The 21284-nt window shown below is 47.4% G+C and carries 24 protein-coding genes and 1 tRNA gene; 12 read left to right on the top strand and 13 right to left on the bottom strand.

Annotation, left to right across the window (positions count from 1 at the left end):
- Positions 1 to 239: 239 nt before the first annotated feature.
- The 3 genes from ACOJUO_RS20150 (at position 240) to ACOJUO_RS20140 (ending at position 2580) form a co-directional block, all read left to right on the top strand.
- Complete coding sequence (locus tag ACOJUO_RS20150) at positions 240 to 1904, top strand: hypothetical protein (protein ID WP_422137931.1); 1665 nt, start codon at positions 240 to 242, stop codon at positions 1902 to 1904.
- A 102-nt stretch (positions 1905 to 2006) separates the two neighbouring features.
- Positions 2007 to 2219 carry a protein DA1 gene (locus ACOJUO_RS20145; RefSeq protein ID WP_422140083.1) on the top strand — a complete coding sequence of 71 codons (213 nt, stop codon included), beginning with the start codon at positions 2007 to 2009 and terminating at the stop codon, positions 2217 to 2219.
- Between the two features lie 169 nt (positions 2220 to 2388).
- Positions 2389 to 2580, top strand: a complete 192-nt coding sequence (locus tag ACOJUO_RS20140; protein ID WP_422133712.1) for a hypothetical protein — start codon at positions 2389 to 2391, stop codon at positions 2578 to 2580.
- A gap of 125 nt (positions 2581 to 2705) precedes the next feature.
- Here the strand turns inward: ACOJUO_RS20140 and ACOJUO_RS20135 are convergent.
- Positions 2706 to 2779: transfer RNA gene (locus ACOJUO_RS20135), tRNA-Cys, on the bottom strand.
- A gap of 121 nt (positions 2780 to 2900) precedes the next feature.
- Here ACOJUO_RS20135 and ACOJUO_RS20130 point away from each other — a divergent pair.
- Positions 2901 to 3173 (top strand): L-serine ammonia-lyase, iron-sulfur-dependent, subunit alpha, encoded by a 273-nt coding sequence (locus ACOJUO_RS20130; protein ID WP_422137107.1) that lies wholly within the window; start codon positions 2901 to 2903, stop codon positions 3171 to 3173.
- A gap of 26 nt (positions 3174 to 3199) precedes the next feature.
- Here the strand turns inward: ACOJUO_RS20130 and cyoD are convergent, their stop codons facing one another.
- Genes cyoD through ACOJUO_RS20110 form a run of 4 tightly spaced genes read right to left on the bottom strand, consistent with a single transcriptional unit; the run spans position 3200 to position 7008 of the window.
- Entirely contained in the window at positions 3200 to 3502 is a 303-nt protein-coding gene (gene cyoD / locus ACOJUO_RS20125; protein ID WP_422137930.1) for a cytochrome o ubiquinol oxidase subunit IV, read from the bottom strand.
- A 9-nt stretch (positions 3503 to 3511) separates the two neighbouring features.
- Positions 3512 to 4114 carry a cytochrome o ubiquinol oxidase subunit III gene (gene cyoC / locus ACOJUO_RS20120; protein ID WP_422133710.1) on the bottom strand — a complete coding sequence of 201 codons (603 nt, stop codon included), beginning with the start codon at positions 4112 to 4114 and terminating at the stop codon, positions 3512 to 3514.
- Entirely contained in the window at positions 4111 to 6111 is a 2001-nt protein-coding gene (locus ACOJUO_RS20115; protein WP_422133709.1) for a cbb3-type cytochrome c oxidase subunit I, read from the bottom strand. Before ACOJUO_RS20115 ends, cyoC begins: the two co-directional genes overlap by 4 nt.
- Before the next feature lie 3 nt (positions 6112 to 6114).
- Positions 6115 to 7008: a COX aromatic rich motif-containing protein gene (locus tag ACOJUO_RS20110; protein WP_422137929.1), complete on the bottom strand. Its 894-nt coding sequence runs from the start codon at positions 7006 to 7008 to the stop codon at positions 6115 to 6117.
- Between the two features lie 352 nt (positions 7009 to 7360).
- Between ACOJUO_RS20110 and ACOJUO_RS20105 the strand changes: the two genes are divergently transcribed.
- Entirely contained in the window at positions 7361 to 7777 is a 417-nt protein-coding gene (locus ACOJUO_RS20105) for a hypothetical protein (protein ID WP_422133707.1), read from the top strand.
- Between the two features lie 45 nt (positions 7778 to 7822).
- Here ACOJUO_RS20105 and htpG read toward each other — a convergent pair whose 3' ends face one another.
- Together htpG and ACOJUO_RS20095 are read right to left on the bottom strand one after the other, a co-directional pair.
- Complete coding sequence (gene htpG, locus ACOJUO_RS20100) at positions 7823 to 9736, bottom strand: molecular chaperone HtpG (protein ID WP_422133706.1); 1914 nt, start codon at positions 9734 to 9736, stop codon at positions 7823 to 7825.
- Positions 9737 to 9889: 153 nt separating this feature from the next.
- A complete protein-coding gene (locus ACOJUO_RS20095) occupies positions 9890 to 10600 on the bottom strand; it encodes a DUF599 domain-containing protein (RefSeq protein ID WP_422133705.1) in 711 nt (236 codons plus the stop codon).
- 317 nt (positions 10601 to 10917) lie between these two features.
- Here ACOJUO_RS20095 and ACOJUO_RS20090 point away from each other — a divergent pair, with 317 nt between their 5' ends.
- Together ACOJUO_RS20090 and ACOJUO_RS20085 are read left to right on the top strand one after the other, a co-directional pair.
- Positions 10918 to 11316 (top strand): hypothetical protein, encoded by a 399-nt coding sequence (locus ACOJUO_RS20090; RefSeq protein ID WP_422137928.1) that lies wholly within the window; start codon positions 10918 to 10920, stop codon positions 11314 to 11316.
- Positions 11317 to 11375: 59 nt separating this feature from the next.
- Positions 11376 to 12152: a class II glutamine amidotransferase gene (locus tag ACOJUO_RS20085; RefSeq protein ID WP_422133703.1), complete on the top strand. Its 777-nt coding sequence runs from the start codon at positions 11376 to 11378 to the stop codon at positions 12150 to 12152.
- A gap of 21 nt (positions 12153 to 12173) precedes the next feature.
- Here the strand turns inward: ACOJUO_RS20085 and ACOJUO_RS20080 are convergent, their stop codons facing one another.
- From ACOJUO_RS20080 to ACOJUO_RS20070, 3 genes are read right to left on the bottom strand one after another with little or no spacing between them, the layout of a single operon-like run.
- A complete protein-coding gene (locus ACOJUO_RS20080) occupies positions 12174 to 13262 on the bottom strand; it encodes a potassium channel family protein (RefSeq protein WP_422137927.1) in 1089 nt (362 codons plus the stop codon).
- Positions 13246 to 13695 (bottom strand): NfeD family protein, encoded by a 450-nt coding sequence (locus ACOJUO_RS20075; RefSeq protein WP_422137926.1) that lies wholly within the window; start codon positions 13693 to 13695, stop codon positions 13246 to 13248. Before ACOJUO_RS20075 ends, ACOJUO_RS20080 begins: the two co-directional genes overlap by 17 nt.
- Before the next feature lie 17 nt (positions 13696 to 13712).
- On the bottom strand, positions 13713 to 14627 hold the full coding sequence (locus ACOJUO_RS20070) for an SPFH domain-containing protein (protein ID WP_422137925.1): 915 nt from the start codon (positions 14625 to 14627) through the stop codon (positions 13713 to 13715).
- A gap of 221 nt (positions 14628 to 14848) precedes the next feature.
- Between ACOJUO_RS20070 and ACOJUO_RS20065 the strand changes: the two genes are divergently transcribed.
- The 4 genes from ACOJUO_RS20065 to ACOJUO_RS20050 are packed head-to-tail and all read left to right on the top strand — an operon-like array spanning position 14849 to position 17898.
- Entirely contained in the window at positions 14849 to 15685 is an 837-nt protein-coding gene (locus ACOJUO_RS20065; protein WP_422137924.1) for an AAA family ATPase, read from the top strand.
- A gap of 9 nt (positions 15686 to 15694) precedes the next feature.
- Positions 15695 to 16876, top strand: coding sequence for a vWA domain-containing protein (locus tag ACOJUO_RS20060; RefSeq protein WP_422133698.1), 1182 nt, complete (start codon positions 15695 to 15697; stop codon positions 16874 to 16876).
- Between the two features lie 3 nt (positions 16877 to 16879).
- On the top strand, positions 16880 to 17236 hold the full coding sequence (locus ACOJUO_RS20055; protein WP_422133697.1) for an SH3 domain-containing protein: 357 nt from the start codon (positions 16880 to 16882) through the stop codon (positions 17234 to 17236).
- A 2-nt stretch (positions 17237 to 17238) separates the two neighbouring features.
- The gene (locus ACOJUO_RS20050) at positions 17239 to 17898 is read left to right on the top strand and encodes a class I SAM-dependent methyltransferase (RefSeq protein ID WP_422133696.1); all 660 of its coding nucleotides are present in this window, start codon (positions 17239 to 17241) and stop codon (positions 17896 to 17898) included.
- Positions 17899 to 18536: 638 nt separating this feature from the next.
- Here the strand turns inward: ACOJUO_RS20050 and ACOJUO_RS20045 are convergent.
- The 3 genes from ACOJUO_RS20045 to ACOJUO_RS20035 form a co-directional block, all read right to left on the bottom strand.
- Entirely contained in the window at positions 18537 to 18833 is a 297-nt protein-coding gene (locus tag ACOJUO_RS20045) for a 4a-hydroxytetrahydrobiopterin dehydratase (RefSeq protein WP_422133695.1), read from the bottom strand.
- Positions 18834 to 19104: 271 nt separating this feature from the next.
- The gene (locus ACOJUO_RS20040; protein ID WP_422133694.1) at positions 19105 to 19506 is read right to left on the bottom strand and encodes a hypothetical protein; all 402 of its coding nucleotides are present in this window, start codon (positions 19504 to 19506) and stop codon (positions 19105 to 19107) included.
- Positions 19507 to 19762: 256 nt separating this feature from the next.
- On the bottom strand, positions 19763 to 20425 hold the full coding sequence (locus ACOJUO_RS20035; RefSeq protein ID WP_422137923.1) for a M20/M25/M40 family metallo-hydrolase: 663 nt from the start codon (positions 20423 to 20425) through the stop codon (positions 19763 to 19765).
- A 159-nt stretch (positions 20426 to 20584) separates the two neighbouring features.
- On the opposite strand from ACOJUO_RS20035, the gene aat reads away from it, so the two are divergent.
- Positions 20585 to 21274 carry a leucyl/phenylalanyl-tRNA--protein transferase gene (gene aat, locus ACOJUO_RS20030; RefSeq protein ID WP_422133692.1) on the top strand — a complete coding sequence of 230 codons (690 nt, stop codon included), beginning with the start codon at positions 20585 to 20587 and terminating at the stop codon, positions 21272 to 21274.
- The last annotated feature ends 10 nt before the right edge of the window (positions 21275 to 21284 follow it).

Raw genomic sequence — 21284 nt, 5'->3', positions numbered from 1 at the left:
ACCAGTCCCAAGCTCTAAGGATAGTGGTTAAAACAGTGTATTGAGGGTTAATTACAGTGCTGCTATCAAGAAACCGTCCATTAACATTGTCTAGGCGGTGAACTCTACTGCCGCAAGGCTAGGACGGTGTGTAAGCACCAAAAATAGAGTGATGGCTTGCTCTAACGGTCTGGGCGACCCCAGCAAGTCAACATTTCTCCCCGCACTAGAAGTACGGGGTATCCAGTTGAGGAAAATCGATGATCAAGCAGCAACATTATCTGGCTCAGTTAATCGCTTCTGTATTCCTTTTACAACCCTTAAGCCTTCAGGCTCAATCCACAACTTCTCCTGCTTCAACAGTCCCTACAACGGCATTGTGTGAATCCCTCAGAGGGCAAACAGCGGGGGTTGATAAACGACTGGACGAATATAGTAATCTTGTTCGCGGGCGAAATTGTACCTTGCTCAATGCCGATCAGACAAGAGATATGGCTGAGTTGATCAACCGGATTCCTGAGAACACCGTGATACTGCTTTCCTCCAACACTGCTACTCCTACAATGACACCTTCCCCATCAACAGCTTCCCCTCTGCCTGATAAAATCTCAGTTAAGTACGGCATTGAAAATTATATAGTTTTGAAGGATGGCCAGGACATTATTGGTGCTGCCGATGAAGGTTTTGAAATCGTCATTACGCTTCGGCCAAATTATCGTCGTACAGTTATGATCTGGGTTGGAGCTACTGATAACTTCAATTTTGGAGAAACAAAAGACAGTCATATAAGCCATATTACTTTCCTGCCAAGTAGACCTATGTTCGCCCCGGAGGATATCATCATTGTTGCAGCTGCGTGCTCTAACCGGAGGCTGATTGTCGAAAACAACGTATTCCATCTCCCTAAATGGGCTGCAGTTTATCTTGATTGCAGAGAACCTCTGGATGCATCGATTGACTCCACTCAATCTGGCCCGGGTCTGAGGTTTGCCAATAACACGGTCATAGGTGATACCCTCAACGTGTCGATTACCGACGCTATTCCCGGGGAAGCGGTGTTTATTCATCTTCCTGCCATCAAGAACCAGTCGCAAAGACTGGAGATTATCGGGAACACATTGCAGGGCAAAATGGCCGACGCAGCTGAGTTTATTCTTGGATCCGGAACCCGTGTGAATATCTTCAGAAACAAAGTCAACATCTCTAATAGTGGCTTCGCACCCCGAGATGACCCCTGGTTACTAATACCAAGGGGAGGAGGCTTCGTTCTTACAGGTCATACAGAGAACAATGCCGAACGTCCTCTTTTTAACCTGGCAGGCAATCAGATTCAGGTGACAGAGACCGCTTTAATCGTCAAAGCACCACTTGAACTGGCCTTTGCCTGTAATCACCTGCAAGGACACAGTCCGTGGCGACAAATCGAGGAACAATTCAGCCTGAAAGCGGCTGATCCGTTCCTGTTGAGAAATGAGTGCGAAAGGTTGACACCCAACTCATCCGTTGTTACGGCATCACCTGCCCTCTACGCCATCAACCAGATGATCAATACCTGGACAGCCATCAAAGGTTCCACAGCGACTGCCTGCAGCGGACTGATCAATCTCGAAGATCATTTATACTTCGACTCGGAAGTCTGCCCGGTAAACATGACAAACTACGCTTTTGTTAACAACGCAGTATCCAGTACCTTTTCAAATTCAAGCTCCATTATTAATTCAAGCTACGTTATCAATTCAAGTTCCATTATTAATTCAAGCTCCATTATTAATTCAAGTTCCATTATTAATTCAAGTTCCATTATTAATTCAAGTTACAGTATGGATTCGAGTATCAGCAAGGTACCCACTTCATCTGTGGGTAAAGCCATAGTCGATACTGGTTTCGGTATTATAATCACACTGGCTCTATTACTGATTCTATAATCTGCATCGAGACAAGACTTAGTCTCATCCTTCTGGTCGTTCTGTCAGACTTACAGGCTAAATCGTTAAGCCAGCCGAAGTAACTTTCATAATGAAAGGCCGATACTGGGTCTGACCCGATGGAGCACCTCTACAACAGCCAATGGTCAGGTGATAGCCAGAGAGTTCAACGATATTCTGATCCAGAGGCATCTTCCAGAAGAACATTTCCGAACCCTAGCCATCCATGAATTAACCCATGCCTGGTTCTTCTACAACAACTATCGCGACCTGCCACTGGGGGTTGAAGAAGGCATGTGTGTCATGATGGAGTAAGTACCTGGCCAGTTGGTTTCGCATATTCTGGCGAGTGGATTTTTTCGTCCTTCAAGGCGCAACGACGGGCGCGTAGCCATAGCTACGCAACCAGAGCTGGAACGCAGAAGGATGGAAAAAGCCGCCGTCCAGAATATGCGAAACCAACTGGTTAGGTACTTATATCTGGTTGAAAAATCAGGATACAAAAGACGCAGAATTCCGCAGAGCAGCAATAGAAAACAGTGACGATCCTGTTTACGGCCTCGGCTACAAGAAGGCCAGGGCTTCCCTGAAATTAATGCCCTTGAAAACCCTGCTGCAATTTATCAAGGAACGGAAAGAGTTCCCAAGCCGCTGGGCTGCTTTCTTTTACCACTAAGTTAGTGGCCAACGCCTCTTGAACTCATCATAAGCCTGGAAAATAGATAATCAACTGACATGCTCCGGCATCGAAGCCCCATATATTTTGCCATGGGTGAAAGATTAGATTCTTAAAAAAGAGAATGGAGGCGAGTACCGGAGTCGAACCGGTCTAAATGGAGTTGCAGTCCACTGCATAACCGCTTTGCTAACTCGCCGTAATGGATCGATTTTCAGATAAAAGTCTTTAAAACCAACAACTTCCAAAATGTTGAAGTATTTTATGAGAGAACACGCCAAATGACAATGCTTTTTTAAGGCAATATTTGAACCCGACATATCGGGCGCAGAAGCAGGCTGTCAGGCAGAGGTGGGATCTGCCTGGTCCAGATCCCCTGCATCGAGCGAAATGGTATGGCGGCTATCAAGGCAATCACTGCTGCTCGTCTGGCTATGCCTGTTGACGGTACTCACGCGGTATCACTCGATAGCTGCATCGAAACCATATATCGCACCGGTCTTGATCTGCGGGCCAAATATCTTGAAACCCCAATGAGAGGTTCGGCTATATACGCCAGGAAAGTGAAAGAATATAACGCGATTGTCGCTTGACTCTTTAGGCTGCAGCCTTCTGCGACTTACATCATTCTGAAGTTCAGATCAAACAATATCCAGATGGTCCCACCCACCATAATGAAAATCAGAACTCCGGCAAAAAACAGCGCTGTCAGATAGTCTCTGCCCGTACGCCTGAGGGTGATGTTTAAAAAAAAACGCAAGTGAACCAGCACCTGAATCAAGGCACACAGTGCAATAATGGCAAACAGTATTTTGGCCGGGAAAGCTGAGGACCAGACGACCCAGAAAGGGATGACCGTCAGAACGATCGCCAGAACGAACCCTGCTAGATAGTCCTTCAGGCTATGTTCATGTGCTTGCACGGCTACCTCCTATATGAACACCGGTAGGTAAACGACAGAAAAGATCCCTATCCAGACAATATCCAGAAAATGCCAGAATAAACCGAGGCGATACAACCTGGAGCAGACCTGGGGCGTCAACCCTTTCATAAAAACCTGCGACACCATCATCAGGATGCCAAGCATGCCAATGCTCACATGGATGCCATGGGTAGCAACCAGTGTAAAAAAAGACGACAAGTAACCACTGATTTGAGGCCCACCCCCCTCTCCGATCATTTCTGCAAATTCGGCGATTTCCAGAGAAACAAAAGTGACACCAAAAACGAGGGTAATGATTAACCAAAGCATTACAGTCGGTCGTTTTTTATGCATAGCTGCCAACCAGGCAAAACCAAATGTGACACTGGAGATCAACAGGCAGGCGGTTTCAAGAAAGACATGTTTGAGATCGAAAAGTTCAATGGGCTCAGGTCCGTTGGCAGTATTTCTGAACATACTGACATAGGTTGCAAAAAGCAGCGCGAAGATAACCGCATCCGTCATCAGATAGAGCCAGAAACCGAATTCCCGGTTATCAAGGTACTCTTCAAGATGTTCAGCCATGGCTTGTTGGAGCGCATTCTGATTCATACAGGCCCTCCTCTGGGTGAGAGACTTTCAGCAGACATTAACTGAGCCTTTCGTTTGCTCTCAATGGCCATGACAGCTTCTGATGTAAAGATCTCCTCTTCATGATCATTAGAACTTCTAACGATCAATACTGTTACCGCACCGACCATGGCGAGGATGGCCAACCACCATAAATACCAGACGAAAGCAAACCCTACTAAAAATCCAAACAAACCAATATAAACGCCAGCTCCGGTATTAGCGGGCATTATGATGGCGCTGTATTGATCAGGAAAATAATAGGCTTCCCCTTTTTTTTTCATTTCCCAGAAGGCATCGACAGAGTTGACTTTGGGTATCACAGCAAAGTTATAGGGTGCTGCCGGTGAGGAGGTGGCCCACTCAAGAGTTCTGCCATTCCATGGATCACCGGTTAGATCCCGATGTTGATTACGGTCTCTGACACTAACGTAAAACTGCATAAAGACACTGTAAATGCCAACCAGTACAAAACATGCACCTGCAAAAGCCACCAGCAGAAAAGGTTGCCAATCAGGCTGGGTGTATTGTTCAAGCCTCCTTGTCATACCCAGAAGCCCAAGGGCGTAGAGTGGCATAAAGGCGAGATAGAAACCGATCAACCAGCAGGAAAACACCATCTTGCCCCAGAACTCATTTAGTCTGAAGCCAAAGACCTTGGGGAACCAGAACTGAGTGCCTGCAAAGTAACCAAACAAGGCGCCGGGTATCAGCATGTTATGAAAGTGCGCTACTAAAAAGGTGGTGTTATGCATCTGGTAGTCTACCGGAGGAATTGCCAGCAAGACTCCGGTAATACCCCCTATTACAAAGGTAATAATAAAACCGATGGTAAACAGCATAGCGGGATGAAAAACAATCCGCCCCCTGATCATAGTAAAGAGCCAGTCAAATATTTTAACGCCTGTGGGAACAGCAATAATCATTGTGGCAATACCGAATATGGCGTTAACGTTTGGACTGGAGCCCATAGTAAAGAAATGATGCAACCATACTGTAAACGACAAAAGTCCTATAGCCATGGTGGCGTAGACTAACGAATGATAACCAAACAGCCTTTTCCCGGAAAACACAGCGGTTACTTCAGAGAATACACCGAAAGCAGGCAGAATCAGAATGTAGACTTCAGGGTGTCCCCAGATCCAGATCAGGTTGGCAAAGTTCATCATATTGCCACCCAGCTCATTGGTAAAAAAGTGCATCCCCACTGTCCGGTCCAGCCCCAGCAGAGCCGCCACTACGGTCAGGGCAGGAAAAGCAAACGCCATCAGAATACTGGTGCAGAGTGTGGTCCAGACAAACAATGGCATCTGCATCAATTTCATGCCAGGAGCCCGGCATCTTAAAATGGTCGTTATAAAGTTAATTCCGGTCATCGTACTGCCCACACCACTGACAAGCAGTGCCCAAATCCAGTAATCGACACCAACTCCCGGACTGAAACCAATACCTGAATAAGGTGGATACCCGGTCCAGCCCGCTGTCGAGAACTTGCCCAGAACCAGGGAAATTCCCACCAACCCGGCACCTGCAGCAGTCAGCCATAAACTGACCGAATTCATGAAGGGAAAAGCCACATCTCTGGCGCCAATCTGCTGGGGAACAACGATATTGATCAGGCCAGTAAGAAACGGCATGGCCATAAAAAAGATCATGATAGTGCCATGGGTAGTAAAAATTTGCTCAAAATGCTCTGGCGGCAAATACCCATCATTGTTGAGAGCAATCGCTTGCTGGGTTCGCATCATGACGGCTTCAATAACCCCACGGACAAGCATGACCAGTGCCAGCAAGATATACATGACCCCGATTCGCTTATGATCGACACTGGTCAGCCATTCTTCCCACAAATATCGCCACTTGCCTGCCCAGGTCACGGCCAGAGCCGTCAAAAGCACAGCCATCACGGTAACAAGAGCGCCTCCCATAGCAACCGAGCTATAGAACGGCAGTGCATCAATGGTCAATCTGCCTAACATGGCTTACTCCAGACTTCCGGTTTTTTGCAGGGGTAAGGCACCGCTTGCTCCGGTGTATTTAGCAATGATTCGACTGAACAGCTCCGGTTCAACCCAGGAGTAGTACTCTACCGGGTACTTTGTTTCCGGCCTGAGGAGCTTCTGATAACTCATTGAGTCCAGTCGTTTGTTTGCTTTTTTGACGTTATCGAGCCATTGTGTAAAGTCACTTTCAGAGAGTGATTGAACGTCAAACACCATATGAGGAAAGCCCCGGCCACTGAACTGGGTATTTCTTCCAGTAAAACGACCTGGCTCGAAGGCTTTGAGGTTCAGATGAGTGGTCATCCCGGCCATGGCATAAATTTGGCCACCCAGCGCAGGGATAATGAAGGATGTCATGACCGTGTCTGAAGTAATTTCAATATTAACGGGTCTGTCACTGGGAAAAGCCAGTTCATTGACTACCGCTACCTGCTGGTCCGGGTAGATAAATAGCCACTTCCAGTTCTGAGCCACTGCCTGAACCCTGAACGTTTTCTCATCACTGACCAGAGGTTTGTAGGGGTCGAGTTGGTAGGTGTAAATAACAACAAGAACACCGATCACAACGATAATGACCAGTGGACCGGCCCAGATAAACAGTTCAACGAAAATGGATTTGTGCCAGTCTGGCCGATAGGCCCCTTTGCCATTGGCTCGATAACGCCAGCATGACCAGAAAGTGATCAGGTAAACGGGCAGCAAAGTAAAAAGCATGATGGCTGTCGCGAGGAATAACAGATTCCGCTCGGTTTCAGCAACCGGACCTTTTGGATAAAGAATGGGAGATGACTGCATGCTGCAGCCAGAAATGAGAAGAATCGCTAACAGGACAGTCAGCCATTTTGACAAAAATACGGTACGGACGGACTTCATGAAAGAATGCCACTGTCACAGGGAACTGGTGAGAAAAACCCGTTTCAGCCTTAATACAGCGTAGATCAAAACTGGAAACAATGAACTGAACTGGCAGTAATTTTGTCAAGTTAGCCCTAAGTCTAATCGATCAAGGTCGTATACTGCTCAAGGAGTCCTCTCCACTATTCTGAGTGCGAACATTGTAATGACTAAACGAATGGAGGGACCAAAGGTACGAGGGAGGTGTCGCTTATGAATCAACCGACCGAATGATAACGAACCGGTTATCTAACTTACGAAACAGGACCAAAACAGCATTAAAAAACTCTACAATCAAACAGGGATTAAAACGAACAGGGAGGTATCGTTTATGAAAGTAGAAGGACAACAACTATCTGGAAGACCGTATCAGTCTGAGACTGACAACCTTCCGCAAACCGCCAGTGGTCGTACCTATAATCGGGACGTTCAATCCAGATCCAGTCTGGACAGCCTGCTTTATATACTGGCGGAGTTTCTTGAAGACATGGCTCTGGAGTTTAAGCCTATCAGCAACTATCTGTGTCAGGTGTTAACACTTGAGAACTTTATAAAAGCCGCCAATAAACTCAGACATGAGGCAGAACAGGCCAGTATTGATGTCAAAATGAACAATACGGACTCAAAATTCAAGCGCCTTGAATTGAAAGCTAGAAAAGAGATGAACGAGTTCAGGCACGATGTCAAAAACCGATGGTCAGAATTGAGGCATGACTTTAAGGCAGGGTGGAAAAAACTGGACAAGTGACAGTTGAGAGCTGGAACTTAGATTAAGCTCCAGCTCCAATATTTGTTAGCCTGCCATTTCTAACAGGAGTTTGTTCAAACGCTGAACGTAGCTGGCAGGATCATCCAGCTGGCCACCTGCAGCCAGCTTGGCCTGATCAAAGACCACACGACACAGATCAGCAAAACGATCTTCATCTGCTTCCTGGTCCAAACGGTTAATCAGAGGGTGCTCAGGATTGATCTCAAAGATAGGCTTGGATTCAGGCATGGCCTGACCCGCAGCTTCCATGATCTTACGCATTTGGGCGCCCATATCCTGTTCACCTACGACCAAACAGGCGGGTGAATCCGTCAGACGGTGCGTTACACGGACTTCTTCAACCTGGTCCAACAGGGCATCCTTGATGCGCTTGAGCAGATCTTCTTTCTCCTTGGCACTTTCTTCCAGGGCTTTCTTGTCGCCTTCATCGTCCAGTTGACCCAGATCCAGATCACCACGTGCGATGTCTGCAAACTGTTTGCCATCGAATTCGTTCAGATGCGACATCAGCCACTCATCGACACGGTCGCTCAGCAGAAGAACTTCGATTCCCTTCTTCCTGAACACTTCCAGGTGAGGACTGTTGGCCGCCGCATTGTGGGTTTCTGCAGTGATGTAGTAGATCTTGTCCTGACCTTCCTTGATTCTGGAAACATAGCCTTCCAGAGATTGGTCCTGGTCACTACCCTTGCTCTCGGTAGAAGCAAAACGCAGGAGTTTGGCAACTTTCTCACGGTTTGCGAAGTCCTCAGCAGGGCCTTCTTTTAATACCTGACCAAACTCTTTCCAGAACTCTGCATACTGCTCTTCTTCCTTCTTGGCCATTTTTTCCAGCATGTCCAAAACACGCTTGGTCAATGCGGCTTTCATGCTGTCGACAGCAGGGTCTTTCTGAAGGATTTCACGCGATACGTTCAAGGAGAGATCGTTAGAATCCACCACACCCTTAATGAAACGCAGGTACATGGGCAGGAATTCATCGGCCTGATCCATGATGAATACGCGCTGAACGTAGAGCTTCAGGCCTTTCTGCATATCACGATTATAAAGATCGAAGGGAGCTTTGGCAGGAATGAACAACAGGCTGTTGTATTCCAGCTTGCCTTCAACACGGTTATGACTCCACTTTATAGGGTCAGCAAAGTCATGACTGATGTGTTTGTAGAACTCTTTGTACTCTTCATCAGTAATATCAGAACGGGAGCGAGTCCACAGGGCCTTTGCGGTATTAACCGTTTCCCACTCAGGCGCCTTGTCTTCCTCCTTTTCCTCTTCTTCTGAAGGCATCTCTTGCTTGACCATCAGAATTGGCATGGAGATATGGTCAGAATACTTGCGAACAATGTTGCGCAGACGCCAGCCGTCAGCAAACTCTTCGGCATCGTCCTTCAGGTGCAGGATGATGGAGGTGCCACGTTTTTCTTTGCTGATCCCTTCAACGGTGAATTCACCGGAGCCGTCGGATACCCAACGGACGGCTTGCTCAGCCGGTGCATCCGCCTTGCGGGTTTCAACGGTGACCTTATCAGCGACAATAAAGGCAGAGTAAAAACCGACGCCGAACTGACCAATCAGCTGAGAGTCTTTCTTCTGGTCACCGGTCAGCTGTTGCAGGAAGTCAGCGGTGCCGGACTTGGCAATGGTACCCAGGTGAGCAATAACATCCTCACGGTTCATACCAATGCCGTTATCAGCGACGGTAACGGTTTTTGCTTCCTTGTCAAAATCAACACGAATATCCAGATTGGGATCACTTTCCAGCAAACCATCATTATGCAACGCTTCAAAGCGCAGTTTGTCAGCAGCATCTGAAGCGTTAGAGATCAACTCCCGCAGAAAGATTTCGCGATTGGAGTACAGGGAGTGGATCATGAGGTGAAGAAGTTGCTTGACCTCGGTTTGGAAACCCAGTGTTTCTTTTTTGGCTTCTGCAGTCATTTGGCCCTCTACATTGTTTTCTGCCAGTGGCCGTCGTTCAGAACCTTCTCATGAGCGATCAGCCTGATCATAAATTGCTTTGAAACTAATGTGGGGACAGGCTTTTTGATTTCAAGGCAGAATTCGAGAATTTTATGAATATTCTTTTGCCTGCTACTCCTTAGCAGTATCAGAGAGCGTATCAAGCACTTTGGAATGAAACTCCCGACGGTACAGAATAACCACCACCATGACCGTGCTGATGATAAAAAGTGACGGATGAATAAACCAGGACAATGTGGCCAGAGAAAAATAATAGGCCCGCAGGCCGTAGTTAAAGTGGTTGGCGGCCAGCGTCATGATAAAGCCCACCTTGTCCGCAAATACTTTCTGTTCCGTTTTATTACCACTGATATCCTGCATCAGAGGGGCACTCCCCATAAGAACACAGGTAAAGTTATAGAGTCTGAGACTCCAGGTAAACTCAAAAAAGGTATACACAAATATAACCAGCATGACCAAAACCTTCAGTTCCCAGAGTTCACGGGTATTGGTCGTCACAAAAGGCATAGCCGACAGAACGCCGACCGCTTCTTCTGATGCTGCAATTCCGGTGATCAGGCCCGCCATAACCAGAATACTGGTGGAAGCAAAGAAACTGACAGATGCCCGAAGGCTGGCGAGCAGACTGGCATCGGCTATCCGGTTATCCCTGCCAAGCAGCCGATACATCCAGTCTCGTCTGTAGAGTGCCAGAACGCTGGCCAGACATGCCGTTGCCTGCCCCCTTCGATAGGCAAAAATGGTATAGCCTACCCACAGTAAAATCAGTGACAGGAGTGCCAGCCAGTCAAACCAGGAGGCAACCCCAGATAGATTGACCATAGTCCGTCCTCTTGGGTTATTGTTGTCATTCGATAAAGCAGTATCTTCTATCTACCCCGATAGCCATGACTGCGAAGGCAATACCTGCCTCATGCCGGGAAAAGATCAAATTGCCGGAAACATATGCTAAAGTGGCCTCAAGTTAAGACTCTGGATTGCTTCAGGCGTAATATTCACGGGTTAACACCTGCATCAATATAGACTATTGTTTCAGTTTTTATCGGCCGACATCCCGGGATCAACCACCTGATTTTTTCTTATCGGCTATTTTCCTCCAGCTCTGGCTTAGCCCGGTGCCATCGTCAACAGGAGAAAGGATGACAAGTTCGCAATTTATTCTAGGCTGGACAATCTACCTGGCAGGTGCAATGGGTTGTCTGGTGTCGCTTATTATGATTACCGGAAGACTGCCTGCGCGCTTGAAGTGGGTACTGCATTTTACAGCTGCTGCACTGCTTTGCACACCCTGGTGGATAACCAGAGGCTCTGATCTGTTGTCTCCCGCGCTGTTTACAATGATATACGATGGCATGACCCACGGTTTTGAAGCCATGTCCAGAACAGGAATGATCATTGTGTTCGCCGCTGGATTAGCGGCCCTGATTGCCTTTGTCCTGCCCGTAAAGAAGTCAAACACAGACAAGAAAAAAACTGAGCGAGCTCCGAAACCCTCTGGTAGTGAGATACGATCCAAAAGGCAGGAACCCACCTGCTGACAGTTTTGTGAACCAACGGAACAAACAATGCCAAGAAACAATACTAACGGACAGTTGAGATGTGTGAACTGCTGGGCATGAGCGCCAACACACCGACCGACATTTGCTTCAGCTTCAGTGGTTTGATGCAGAGAGGCGGACGCACCGGTCCCCACAGTGATGGCTGGGGTATCGTCTTTTATGAAGGGGCGGGAGTACGTGAGTTTCGCGACCCCCATCCGAGCTGTGAGTCAGAAATCGCCAAACTGGTCAGGAATTATCCGATCAAGAGCGATATTGTGATCAGCCATATCCGTCAGGCGAATGCCGGACGGGTTTCTCTGGAAAACACCCACCCTTTTACCCGGGAGTTCTGGGGACGAAACTGGACCTTTGCCCATAATGGCCAGCTTAAAGGGATCAAGAAAAAACCGCTTTGCTATTACCGTCCGGTGGGCACCACTGACAGCGAATATGCTTTCTGCTGGTTAATGAGCCAGCTCAGGGAACGCTTTCCTAAACCCCCTGCACGGGCTGCAACCCTGCACCGCTACATCCATAAGCTGGCTTTGGAATTAAGAAAGCTGGGGGTGTTCAATATGTTATTAACGGATTCAAAACATCTTTATTGCTTCTGCTCGACCAAATTAAGCTGGATTACCCGAAAAGCACCTTTTGAAAAAGCGACTCTGAAGGATGATTCATTGAGTGTTGATTTTAAGCAGGTGACAACTAAAAACGATATTGTCACTGTAGTCGCCACCGAACCTCTGACCACCAATGAGAGCTGGAACATTATGAAGTCCGGAGAATTTATTGCATTCCGGGAAGGCCAGGTTCACTACCGTCATGAGTGAATAATGAATCGGGATGCCTTATTACTCCTTAATATCGCTCCAGCGAATTTCTCCGGAGCGAATTCTCTGTGCCGACATGTAGTAAACCAGTTGACCTGCTTTTACTCGCTGATCACCATTGGGGTTGAGAACCAGATCATCACCGGTGGCCGTCTCAGCGACTCCCAGAACAATAGCTTCATGCTGTTTTTTCATAAATTCCAGCAATCGATTGAACCTTACTCCCTCAAAATCTTCAGGGACTTTAACGCTGTATTGTGTGGGGCCAATCAACGTTGACAGAAGCTGCCCCTGGATTCGAGAAGAACCAGGGTCCTGAGCCGATCGCACCAGCATCTCCATGGAAATACTGGTATGACACTCCACTTGCGGACAATGGGACTTGAGCAGTTTGACCATATGTTCATGCTCAAACCAGGCCACAATATGAGCGGTTTTCGTCATTGCTGTTACGGTCAGGCAACTGGTCAGTGTTTTGTCATCGTTGGAGCGGTAAATGATGACCCGGTCGGCAGAAGTCACTCCGGCCCTGCTAAGCAGTTCATAATCACTCAGACTCTTGCCCTGAATAAACAAAACCTGATCAGGAAAAGGGTTGTCCATCTCTTCTGTGGCACAGAGCACTACCTTACGATCTTCTCTGCGGATATCACCGAAAATCAGTTCTATCATTCTGGCTGTCCTTTCAGGATGCCAGCCCAAAATCACTATATGCCCGGCCAATGCTGAATAATCGCCTTTCCCCTTCATGCCTTTTCTCCATAACTCGACAAAAAATGAAGACAGTTTGCCGAGAAAGCCGGCAAAAATCACCAAACCGCCCGGCATTACCAAAAGTGAAGCAGTCATTTTTCCGCCCGCTGTTTCTGGGGTGAAATCGCCATAACCCACCGTGGTTGCCGTGGCCACAAAATAATAAAACCAGATCTCCGGAGAAGTCAGTTCCTGTTCTCCGGACAGCCACATTAACAACCAGCTGCCAAAAAACAACAGCAGCAAAACAACAAGCAGTGCCAGCCAACTCAACTTCATCAGATTCTGAGTGATAAAGTGCAGGCTTGTTTTTATCGGCCCCACAGTTTGTTCTCCATGGTCAGTTATGTCTGTCAATCAGAAGTATCATCCCATCTGCACCAGTGACGATGACTGAGCAGCCTTTCTCAAGGTCTCCGGGCGCTTTGACGGACCAGAGGGTATCACCAACCCTGATCTTTCCCTGCCCACCGGGCAGGTCATTTTCCAGAACCAGCACCCGGCCGATCAATTGAGCAGAACGCTGATTTAACTGAGGGTAATCACTTTTTTCATTCACCCGACGGAAAAATTTCCAGTAAGCCACCGTAAAGATCAGGCTGCTCAATGCAAACCACACCAGTTGCCAGGCCCAACTGGTTTCAGGCAGCAGCCAGACCAACGCTGCCAGTAGGAGAGCCGCTGCAGCACTGCCAAGAAGGAAGCCTCCTGCCCCAAGAGCTTCCAGACCCAGGCACAGGAACGCAACAATCAACCAATGCCAGGGTTGCAAAGTATTGAGAAAGTCCATTGATATACCAGATCCTGTCAGGGTGTTTTCTTCAAGCCATCGAAGAGTTCTTTAATACCCGCCAGCGAGCCAATCACATTGCCTGCTTCCAGTGGCATCATGATGGTCTTGCTGTTTTCCGCCGCCGCAACAGATTGCAAGGCATCCACGTATTTTTGCGCAACAAAATAATTGATAGCCCGGGCATCTCCATTAGCAATAGCCTGGGAAACGACTTCAGTCGCCCGCGCTTCTGCTTCTGCCAGCCTTTCCCTGGCCTCAGCTTCTCTCTTGGCTGCTTCCAGCTCACCCTCTGCCTGTAGAATTTGAGCCTGTTTTTCACCTTCTGCTACTTTGATAGCCGCTTCCCGGCTACCCTCTGCTTCAAGTATCTGAGCCCTTTTCTCCCGCTCCGCTTTCATTTGACGGGCCATGGACTCCACCAGATCATTAGGAGGAGCTATGTCCCGAATCTCGATGCGAGTCACTTTCACTCCCCATGGACTGGTAGCTTCATCCACTTTGAGGAGCAGCATGTTGTTAATACGGTCACGGTTGGACAACATCTCATCCAGCTCCATGGAACCGAGAACCGCACGAATGTTTGTCATCACCAGATTCTGCATAGCCCGATAGAGTTCATTGACTTCATAGGACGCACGAACAGCATCCTGAACCTGGTAAAAACAAACGGCATCTGTCGTTACTTGGGCATTATCGGAGGAGATAATTTCTTGTGAAGGTATATCAAGAACCTGCTCCATCATATTGATTTTTTTACCAATCCTGTCAACAACAGGCACTATGACATGCAGGCCGGGAGACAGTGTTCGGGTGTACTTACCAAAACGTTCTACGGTGAAATGAAAGCCCTGTGGAACCATTCTGACACCAGTACCTATCAGCACAGCGATCAGGACTACCAATGCAATGGCTGTAATCTCAAAACCCATTTAGTCACTCCTTAGCCTGAAAAGTAGAATCAATTCAGCGGACAGTCTGACAGAAAAAATCAACAATGTCCTAAATCTGTCGTAGCCTCTGTAAAAGTCACAGAGATCATGGAAAGATAGTCATCGTTGATCGGACAAAATATCAAATAAGTATTCACAGCAGCTACAAACCTCGTTAGAGTGCTGACAGAACTCTAACGCCAACAAATCCGATTGTGATCATGAAATTCGATTCTACCGACAATTATATTGCAACCAGCGAACTGAAAACTGCTGTGAACGCGGCCATTGCCTTGCAACGCCCTCTTCTGATCAAGGGCGAACCCGGAACCGGAAAAACCATGCTTGCAGAAGAAGTAGCAGAATCCCTGGGCAAACGACTTTTGCAGTGGAACATCAAATCCACCACCAAGGCCCAACAGGGATTGTATGAGTACGATGCTGTTTCAAGATTGCGCGACTCTCAGCTGGGCGATGAAAAAGTACACGATATCGGCAATTACATCGTCAAAGGTAAATTGTGGGAAGCCTTTGAAGCCGATGAACAGGTGGTTCTGCTGATTGATGAAATCGACAAGGCTGATATCGAGTTCCCCAACGATTTGCTTCAGGAACTGGATAAGATGGAATTCTTTGTTTACGAGACTCGGAAAATGGTTAAGGCCCGACAGCGGCCCATCGTGATCATCACCAGTAACAATGAAAAAGAACTGCCCGATGCCTTTCTCAGACGCTGTTTCTTCCACTACATCCGTTTCCCTGATCCGGCGACCATGAAGCAGATTGTCGATGTTCACTTTCCCACCCTGAAGCAGGGGCTGGTTTCCGAAGCTTTGCAGATGTTCTTTGAATTAAGGGATATCCCCGGCCTGAAGAAAAAGCCTTCTACCTCTGAGCTGATAGACTGGCTCAAGCCATTGAACTCTGACGACATACCAGTCGATGTGCTAAGAAACAGCGATGCTCGCAGTGCTATACCGCCACTCTACGGAGCCCTGGTTAAAAACGAACAGGATATTCATTTACTGGAACGGCTCGCCTTCATGACTCGTCGATAAGGTGAACCGATGCTGACTAACTTTTTCGATACGGTTCGCGCCTTTGGTGTCCCGGCCAGTACCCGGGAGTACCTTGACTTGCTCAGGGCTATGCAGGCTCATGTAGTCTTCGCGGATAACGAAGCATTTTATCAACTATCCAGAGCCATACTGGTCAAGGATGAACGTCACTACGACCGCTTCGATAAAGCCTGCAAAGCTTTTTTTGACGGCATTGAGAGCGTTGAAGATCTGCTTGAAGCCACTATACCGGAAGATTGGCTCAGAAAAGAATTCATCAATCAGCTCAGCGAAGAAGAGCGGGAAAAGCTCAAGGCACTCGGCAGCCTTGAAGAATTGATGGAGACACTGAAGCAGCGTCTGCAGGAGCAAAAAGAACGTCATGCCGGGGGGAATAAATGGCTTGGCACTGGCGGCACATCCCCTTTTGGTGCCTATGGTAACAATCCAATGGGGGTTCGTATTGGCCAACACGAGAGCAGAAACCGGAGCGCCACCAAAGTCTGGGATAAACGGGAATTCCAGAACCTGGATGACAATGAAAGACTGGGCAGTCGCAATATGAAAATGGCCCTGCGCAGACTCAGAAAATTCGCACGACAGGGGGTTCCGGATCAGCTGGATCTCGATGACACCATTCGATCCACAGCCAATAAAGGGTTGCTGGACATAAAAATGGTTCCGCAAAGGCGTAATTCAGCGAAAGTACTGCTTTTTATGGATATCGGTGGCTCCATGGATGCTCACGTCAAAGACTGTGAAGCACTCTTTTCCTGTGCACGCTCTGAATTCAAGCATATGGAGTTTTTCTACTTCCATAACTATCTCTATGAATGGGTCTGGAAAAACAACGTCCGACGACAAAGTGAAAAAACCGAAACCTGGGACATCGTTCATCGCTTTGGTAAAGACTACAAAGTGATTTTTGTTGGAGATGCCCAGATGTCACCTTATGAAATCACCTCACCGGGCGGAAGCGTTGAACACTGGAATGAAGAACCGGGGCACACCTGGATGCAGCGTGTTCTGGATCATTTTGATAATGCTATCTGGTTGAACCCCATCAATAAAGACAGCTGGTTTTTCACCCATTCTACAAAGATCATCCATGAACAGCTGGAGGGCAGAATGTTCCCTCTGACGGTGAAGGGTCTGGAAGAGGGTATGAAAGAGTTGTCTACTAAAAGCTGAGTTATGAAAACAGTCAAGGTTATAGAAGATTATCAGGCCTGCTACCCGGACCCAGTGACTTTCAGTGAAGGTGACAGTCTGATATTAGGTAAAAGTGATGATGAGTTTCCCGGATGGATCTGGGTCACAACTGGATCGGGCAAAGAAGGCTGGACTCCCCTGCCTCTGATAAGACGTTTGAACCAGAAACACGGGATTGCATTAGAGGACTTTAGCGCCAGGAAACTCAGTGTGAAAGCGGGTGAAAATTTGAGAATCATGCGTGAGATTAACGCTTGGGCCTGGGTAGAAAACCAACAGAAACAGACGGGCTGGGTGCCTATATCCAAATTCGCTGAATACCGTCATGAAAGTGATTAATAATGTCACTTTCAACCACTGAAAACAGTCAATGTCCCCTGTGCAGTGCCTTATCCAGAGACTTTGCCAGCGATAAAAGAAGAGATTATTTCAGATGTTCTGATTGCTCACTGGTTTTTGCTGATAAAAAAAGCTGGCCAACGCCTGAGCTGGAACGCTCAGAATATGAGCTTCATACAAACAATGCCTTTGAGCCGGGATATCGAAAATTTCTTTCAAGGGTGACAGAGCCGTTGAAAGGCAGGATATCTTTGGATGCACAGGGACTGGACTTTGGCTGCGGGCCTGGCCCCACACTTTCTTTGATGATGGCTGAAGCTGGTTGGCCTATGGCTCTGTATGACCCCTTTTTCCATTCGGATCAAAGCGCTCTGGAAAAAACGTACGATTTTATCACAGTCACTGAAGTCATAGAACACATTCATCAACCGGATGTATGGTTGCCGAAACTCTGGAGTATGATCAGACCCGGCGGGACACTGGCATTCATGACCAAAATGGTGATAGATCAGGAAGCCTTTTGCAGATGGCATTACAAGAATGATCCTACCCATGTCTGTTTTTACTCAATAGAAACCTTTCAGCACCTTGCTGAACAATGGCAGGCAGTGCTCAGTTTTGAAGCCCGGGATGTTATATTTTTCTATAAATTAATGCATTAAACAGTGGGATTACTATAAAGCAATCAAAAAAAATCTCGGAACTGCGTAAGAAGTATTTGGGATTATCTTGCAAGTTGGTAAGTACGAAAGGCTCATTATTTCAGTATGCCAGGCACGGGTGAGCGAGGATGGAAAGAGTGTCTAAAAAAACGATCCCTTGACTGCAGGCGAACACAAAAATAGTAAAATCGTCTATCGCAGCCCGCCAAAGTTCTACTTGTTCTTATGAGCCTTATCAGCGTGACTCCGTTGAGCAACGACCTTGGCAAAGCGCAGAGAAATCCTTTTGCATTTACAACACCGACCGACCTCTTCCTGTTGAAGTTCATTTAGATAGGTATTAATGAAATCCTCATTCATTGTTTTTTAGAATACCCTCAAGGACTTTCATGGCTGATAGTCATCAAATAACTACTCTGTAGCCCTACATTAACCCTGAGGGTGTTTCATGACAACTGACGGCTTCGTTGTTGTTTGATTGTATTGAAGCAGACCAACATTCTGTTGCAAATTCGATCACCACCCTGGCAAGTTTTTATTCTTGCTTGATCGCTACCAGGTATGCCTTAGATAAAAATTTTCTCTGACGGTTATAAAACACACCCATGTTCTGGTTCAATCAGCCAACGCAGAGATAATCATAGCTGGATATCGTCCGACACCTGTTTGACCTGCAATAGCTCGAACAATCGATCCGTTTCCTGAGTGAGATGACGATCTCTGGCCATGACTCCTGACCCTTGTTCAGACTCATGAGTCCCCCAGGCAACCGTTACCTTGCCCCATTCAATAATCATTCTTGGGTGATGTACGTAGGACTCCGCCAGTCCCGCCACCGCATTAAGAAAACATAGAGACTTCGAATACTTTTTGAAGGTATAGGACTTCTCAAGGTGATCAACGCCTTCATACTGACACAACGACCAGTTACTCATATATTATCCTCCTGGTGGCTTATTACCCTACCTGACAGGCACGGCAAGAAAGCACTCTGATGGTACAGACAGAGTTTATACAGACCCCACGAAAGGATAAATGAATTTTGGGCTTTGATCGAACCTCCTTTACCAGGAAATGGCAACTGGATGAATAAACGTGCTAATCAGCAAGGGCTATACAGTATATATCTTTTCAAGACATAACTGCCTGATGGCTTGAGCCTCATATCCATACGCTGCACAGCCTGCTGCACACTACAAGAGCCTTTTACAAGCTCTCTTCGCTTTCTTCCTGATCAACCTTTTCAGCCTGAAGTTGCTCCAGCTCCTGCTTACTGGCATTGAGCTGCTGAGTGAGCTGCTTCTGCTTGGTTTTCAGTGTCCCGTTCTCTGTCGTCAGAGTCCGGTTCTGCTCCTGCAGACGTTTGATCTGTTTCTTCATACGATCAGGATTGCTGGCTCGCAGCGTTTTCAGCTCGTTATCAGCGCTCTTGACCTGCTTGTTCAGCTTTTCAGCCTTCTGCTCAGCCGCATCAAGCCGTGACTTCAGCTGAGTCACTTCTTTATCGTGCTGATCAGTGATATCAAGGAGAGCTTGCAGGCGCTGTTGCTCAATAACGTCCAGTTCTTCATTTTTAAAGAAACGGCCTCCCGCGCTCAGGGTACCCATATTAATTACCTACCTCCGAAAAGAGTTTGAAGTGATGACAACAGGAAGCTGCCCTTGCCAGCGCAGGGCATCCACACATGTATGGGGGATATTTGATAATGAGATCAATTGTTCTTCATTCAATGGCTGGCAAAAGCAGACTGACTTTAGACGGAGGCAAGTTTATTACACTTACTTCCCCTAGGAAAGCGCAATTTACACAATTTTTTGCAATGCTGCCAGTTTATTTGCTCATTCTGACAGCATTATTGGTCAATCAGGCTTCTGGTATGGCCTCCAGTGTTTTAATCAGGTAGTTCCAGAAATTTCCAACCGCCGGAATATGGACCTTTTCATCCGGTGAATGGGGGAACCGAACACAAACATCGACACCACCAGCACAGCCAACATAGAGCTCTCCTTCATCTTCAGAGTCCATGTTCAGCATGATCTCACCCTTCAGCAAACCAGGCTTAAGACCGTGAGCTCCGGTCATCCCACTCTCTTCATCAATGGTAAACAGAGCTTCAACAGGACCATGGGGAATATCCGTCGACTCAAGCACCGCCATAGCCGCTGCAACACCAATACCATTATCGGCTCCCAGAGTGGTTCCTTCCGCAGTAACCCAATCGCCATCAACGTACGCCCTGATAGGATCTTTAGTAAAATCATGTTCTGTATCTGCGTTTTTTTGAGGCACCATGTCCAGGTGACTCTGGAGAACAACGCCACGGCGGTTTTCCATACCCGGAGTAGCTGGCTTGCGAATGATCACGTTGCCGACTTCGTCTATCAGGGTATCCAGACCAAGATTCTCGCCAAACTCCTTTACGTAGGCACGCACAGCATCTTCATGCCTGGAGGGGCGGGGAATCTTGCAAAGTGCCTGAAAGTGTCGCCAAATAGGTTGAGGGGATAATTCAACAAGCTGGGTCACAGCTATCTCCTGTTGATGGGGGGGCAAAGAGTCTATGAAAATAGCCCCTGCGAGAACGAACGCCCATTAGTGAATACACTAATCAAAAACCGAGATTGCCGTATTCACTAACAGTAAAACCGAAAACCTGATCTATTTTTTAACCCGGCTGCCCAGATAATGCGCAAAACCATTCCTTTACTAGATCCCGATAGACCTCAATTTCCTGCTGCTCATGAGGCTCTGGATTACCCTGATGGCCTATTGGCTATGGGTGGCAACCTTGCCCCTGAAACACTGACTGACGCATACAAGAGGGGCATCTTCCCCTGGTTCAACGAAGGCGAACCCATTCTCTGGTGGTCTCCTAACCCAAGAATGGTGCTTTATCCAGAGTATCTGCACATAAGCCGCTCCATGAAGCGTTTTCTAAAAAAGCACTCTTATAGAGTGAGTTTTGATGAAGCCTTCAGTGAAGTCATGACTGCCTGCTCGTCGCCCCGGAAAAATCAGGATGGCACATGGATCATCAAAGAAATGAAAGAAGCCTATACTGCCCTTTTTAAAGAGGGTCTGGCTCATTCGGTGGAAGTCTGGTCAGGCGATAAGCTGGTGGGCGGGCTTTATGGCGTCACGATTGACAAAGTATTCTTTGGAGAATCCATGTTCAGTTTCGAAACCAATACTTCAAAACTTGCAATGATTATGTTGTGCAAAGAGTTGCTGAATAGAAACTTCCATCTGATCGATTGCCAGATACACAGCCCCCACCTGGAGTCACTGGGCGCGAGAATGATAAGCCGGGATGCATTTCTCAAGGCATTGAAAGACGGTTGCCGAACGCCTGCAACCAGTGCACACTGGAATTAGACAGGGCAAT

Origin of the sequence: Endozoicomonas sp. ALC020 (genome assembly GCF_049275935.1) — a bacterium.
In the GTDB taxonomy this organism is placed as follows: domain Bacteria; phylum Pseudomonadota; class Gammaproteobacteria; order Pseudomonadales; family Endozoicomonadaceae; genus Endozoicomonas_A.
This window is presented reverse-complemented; position numbering and strand designations above follow the sequence as displayed.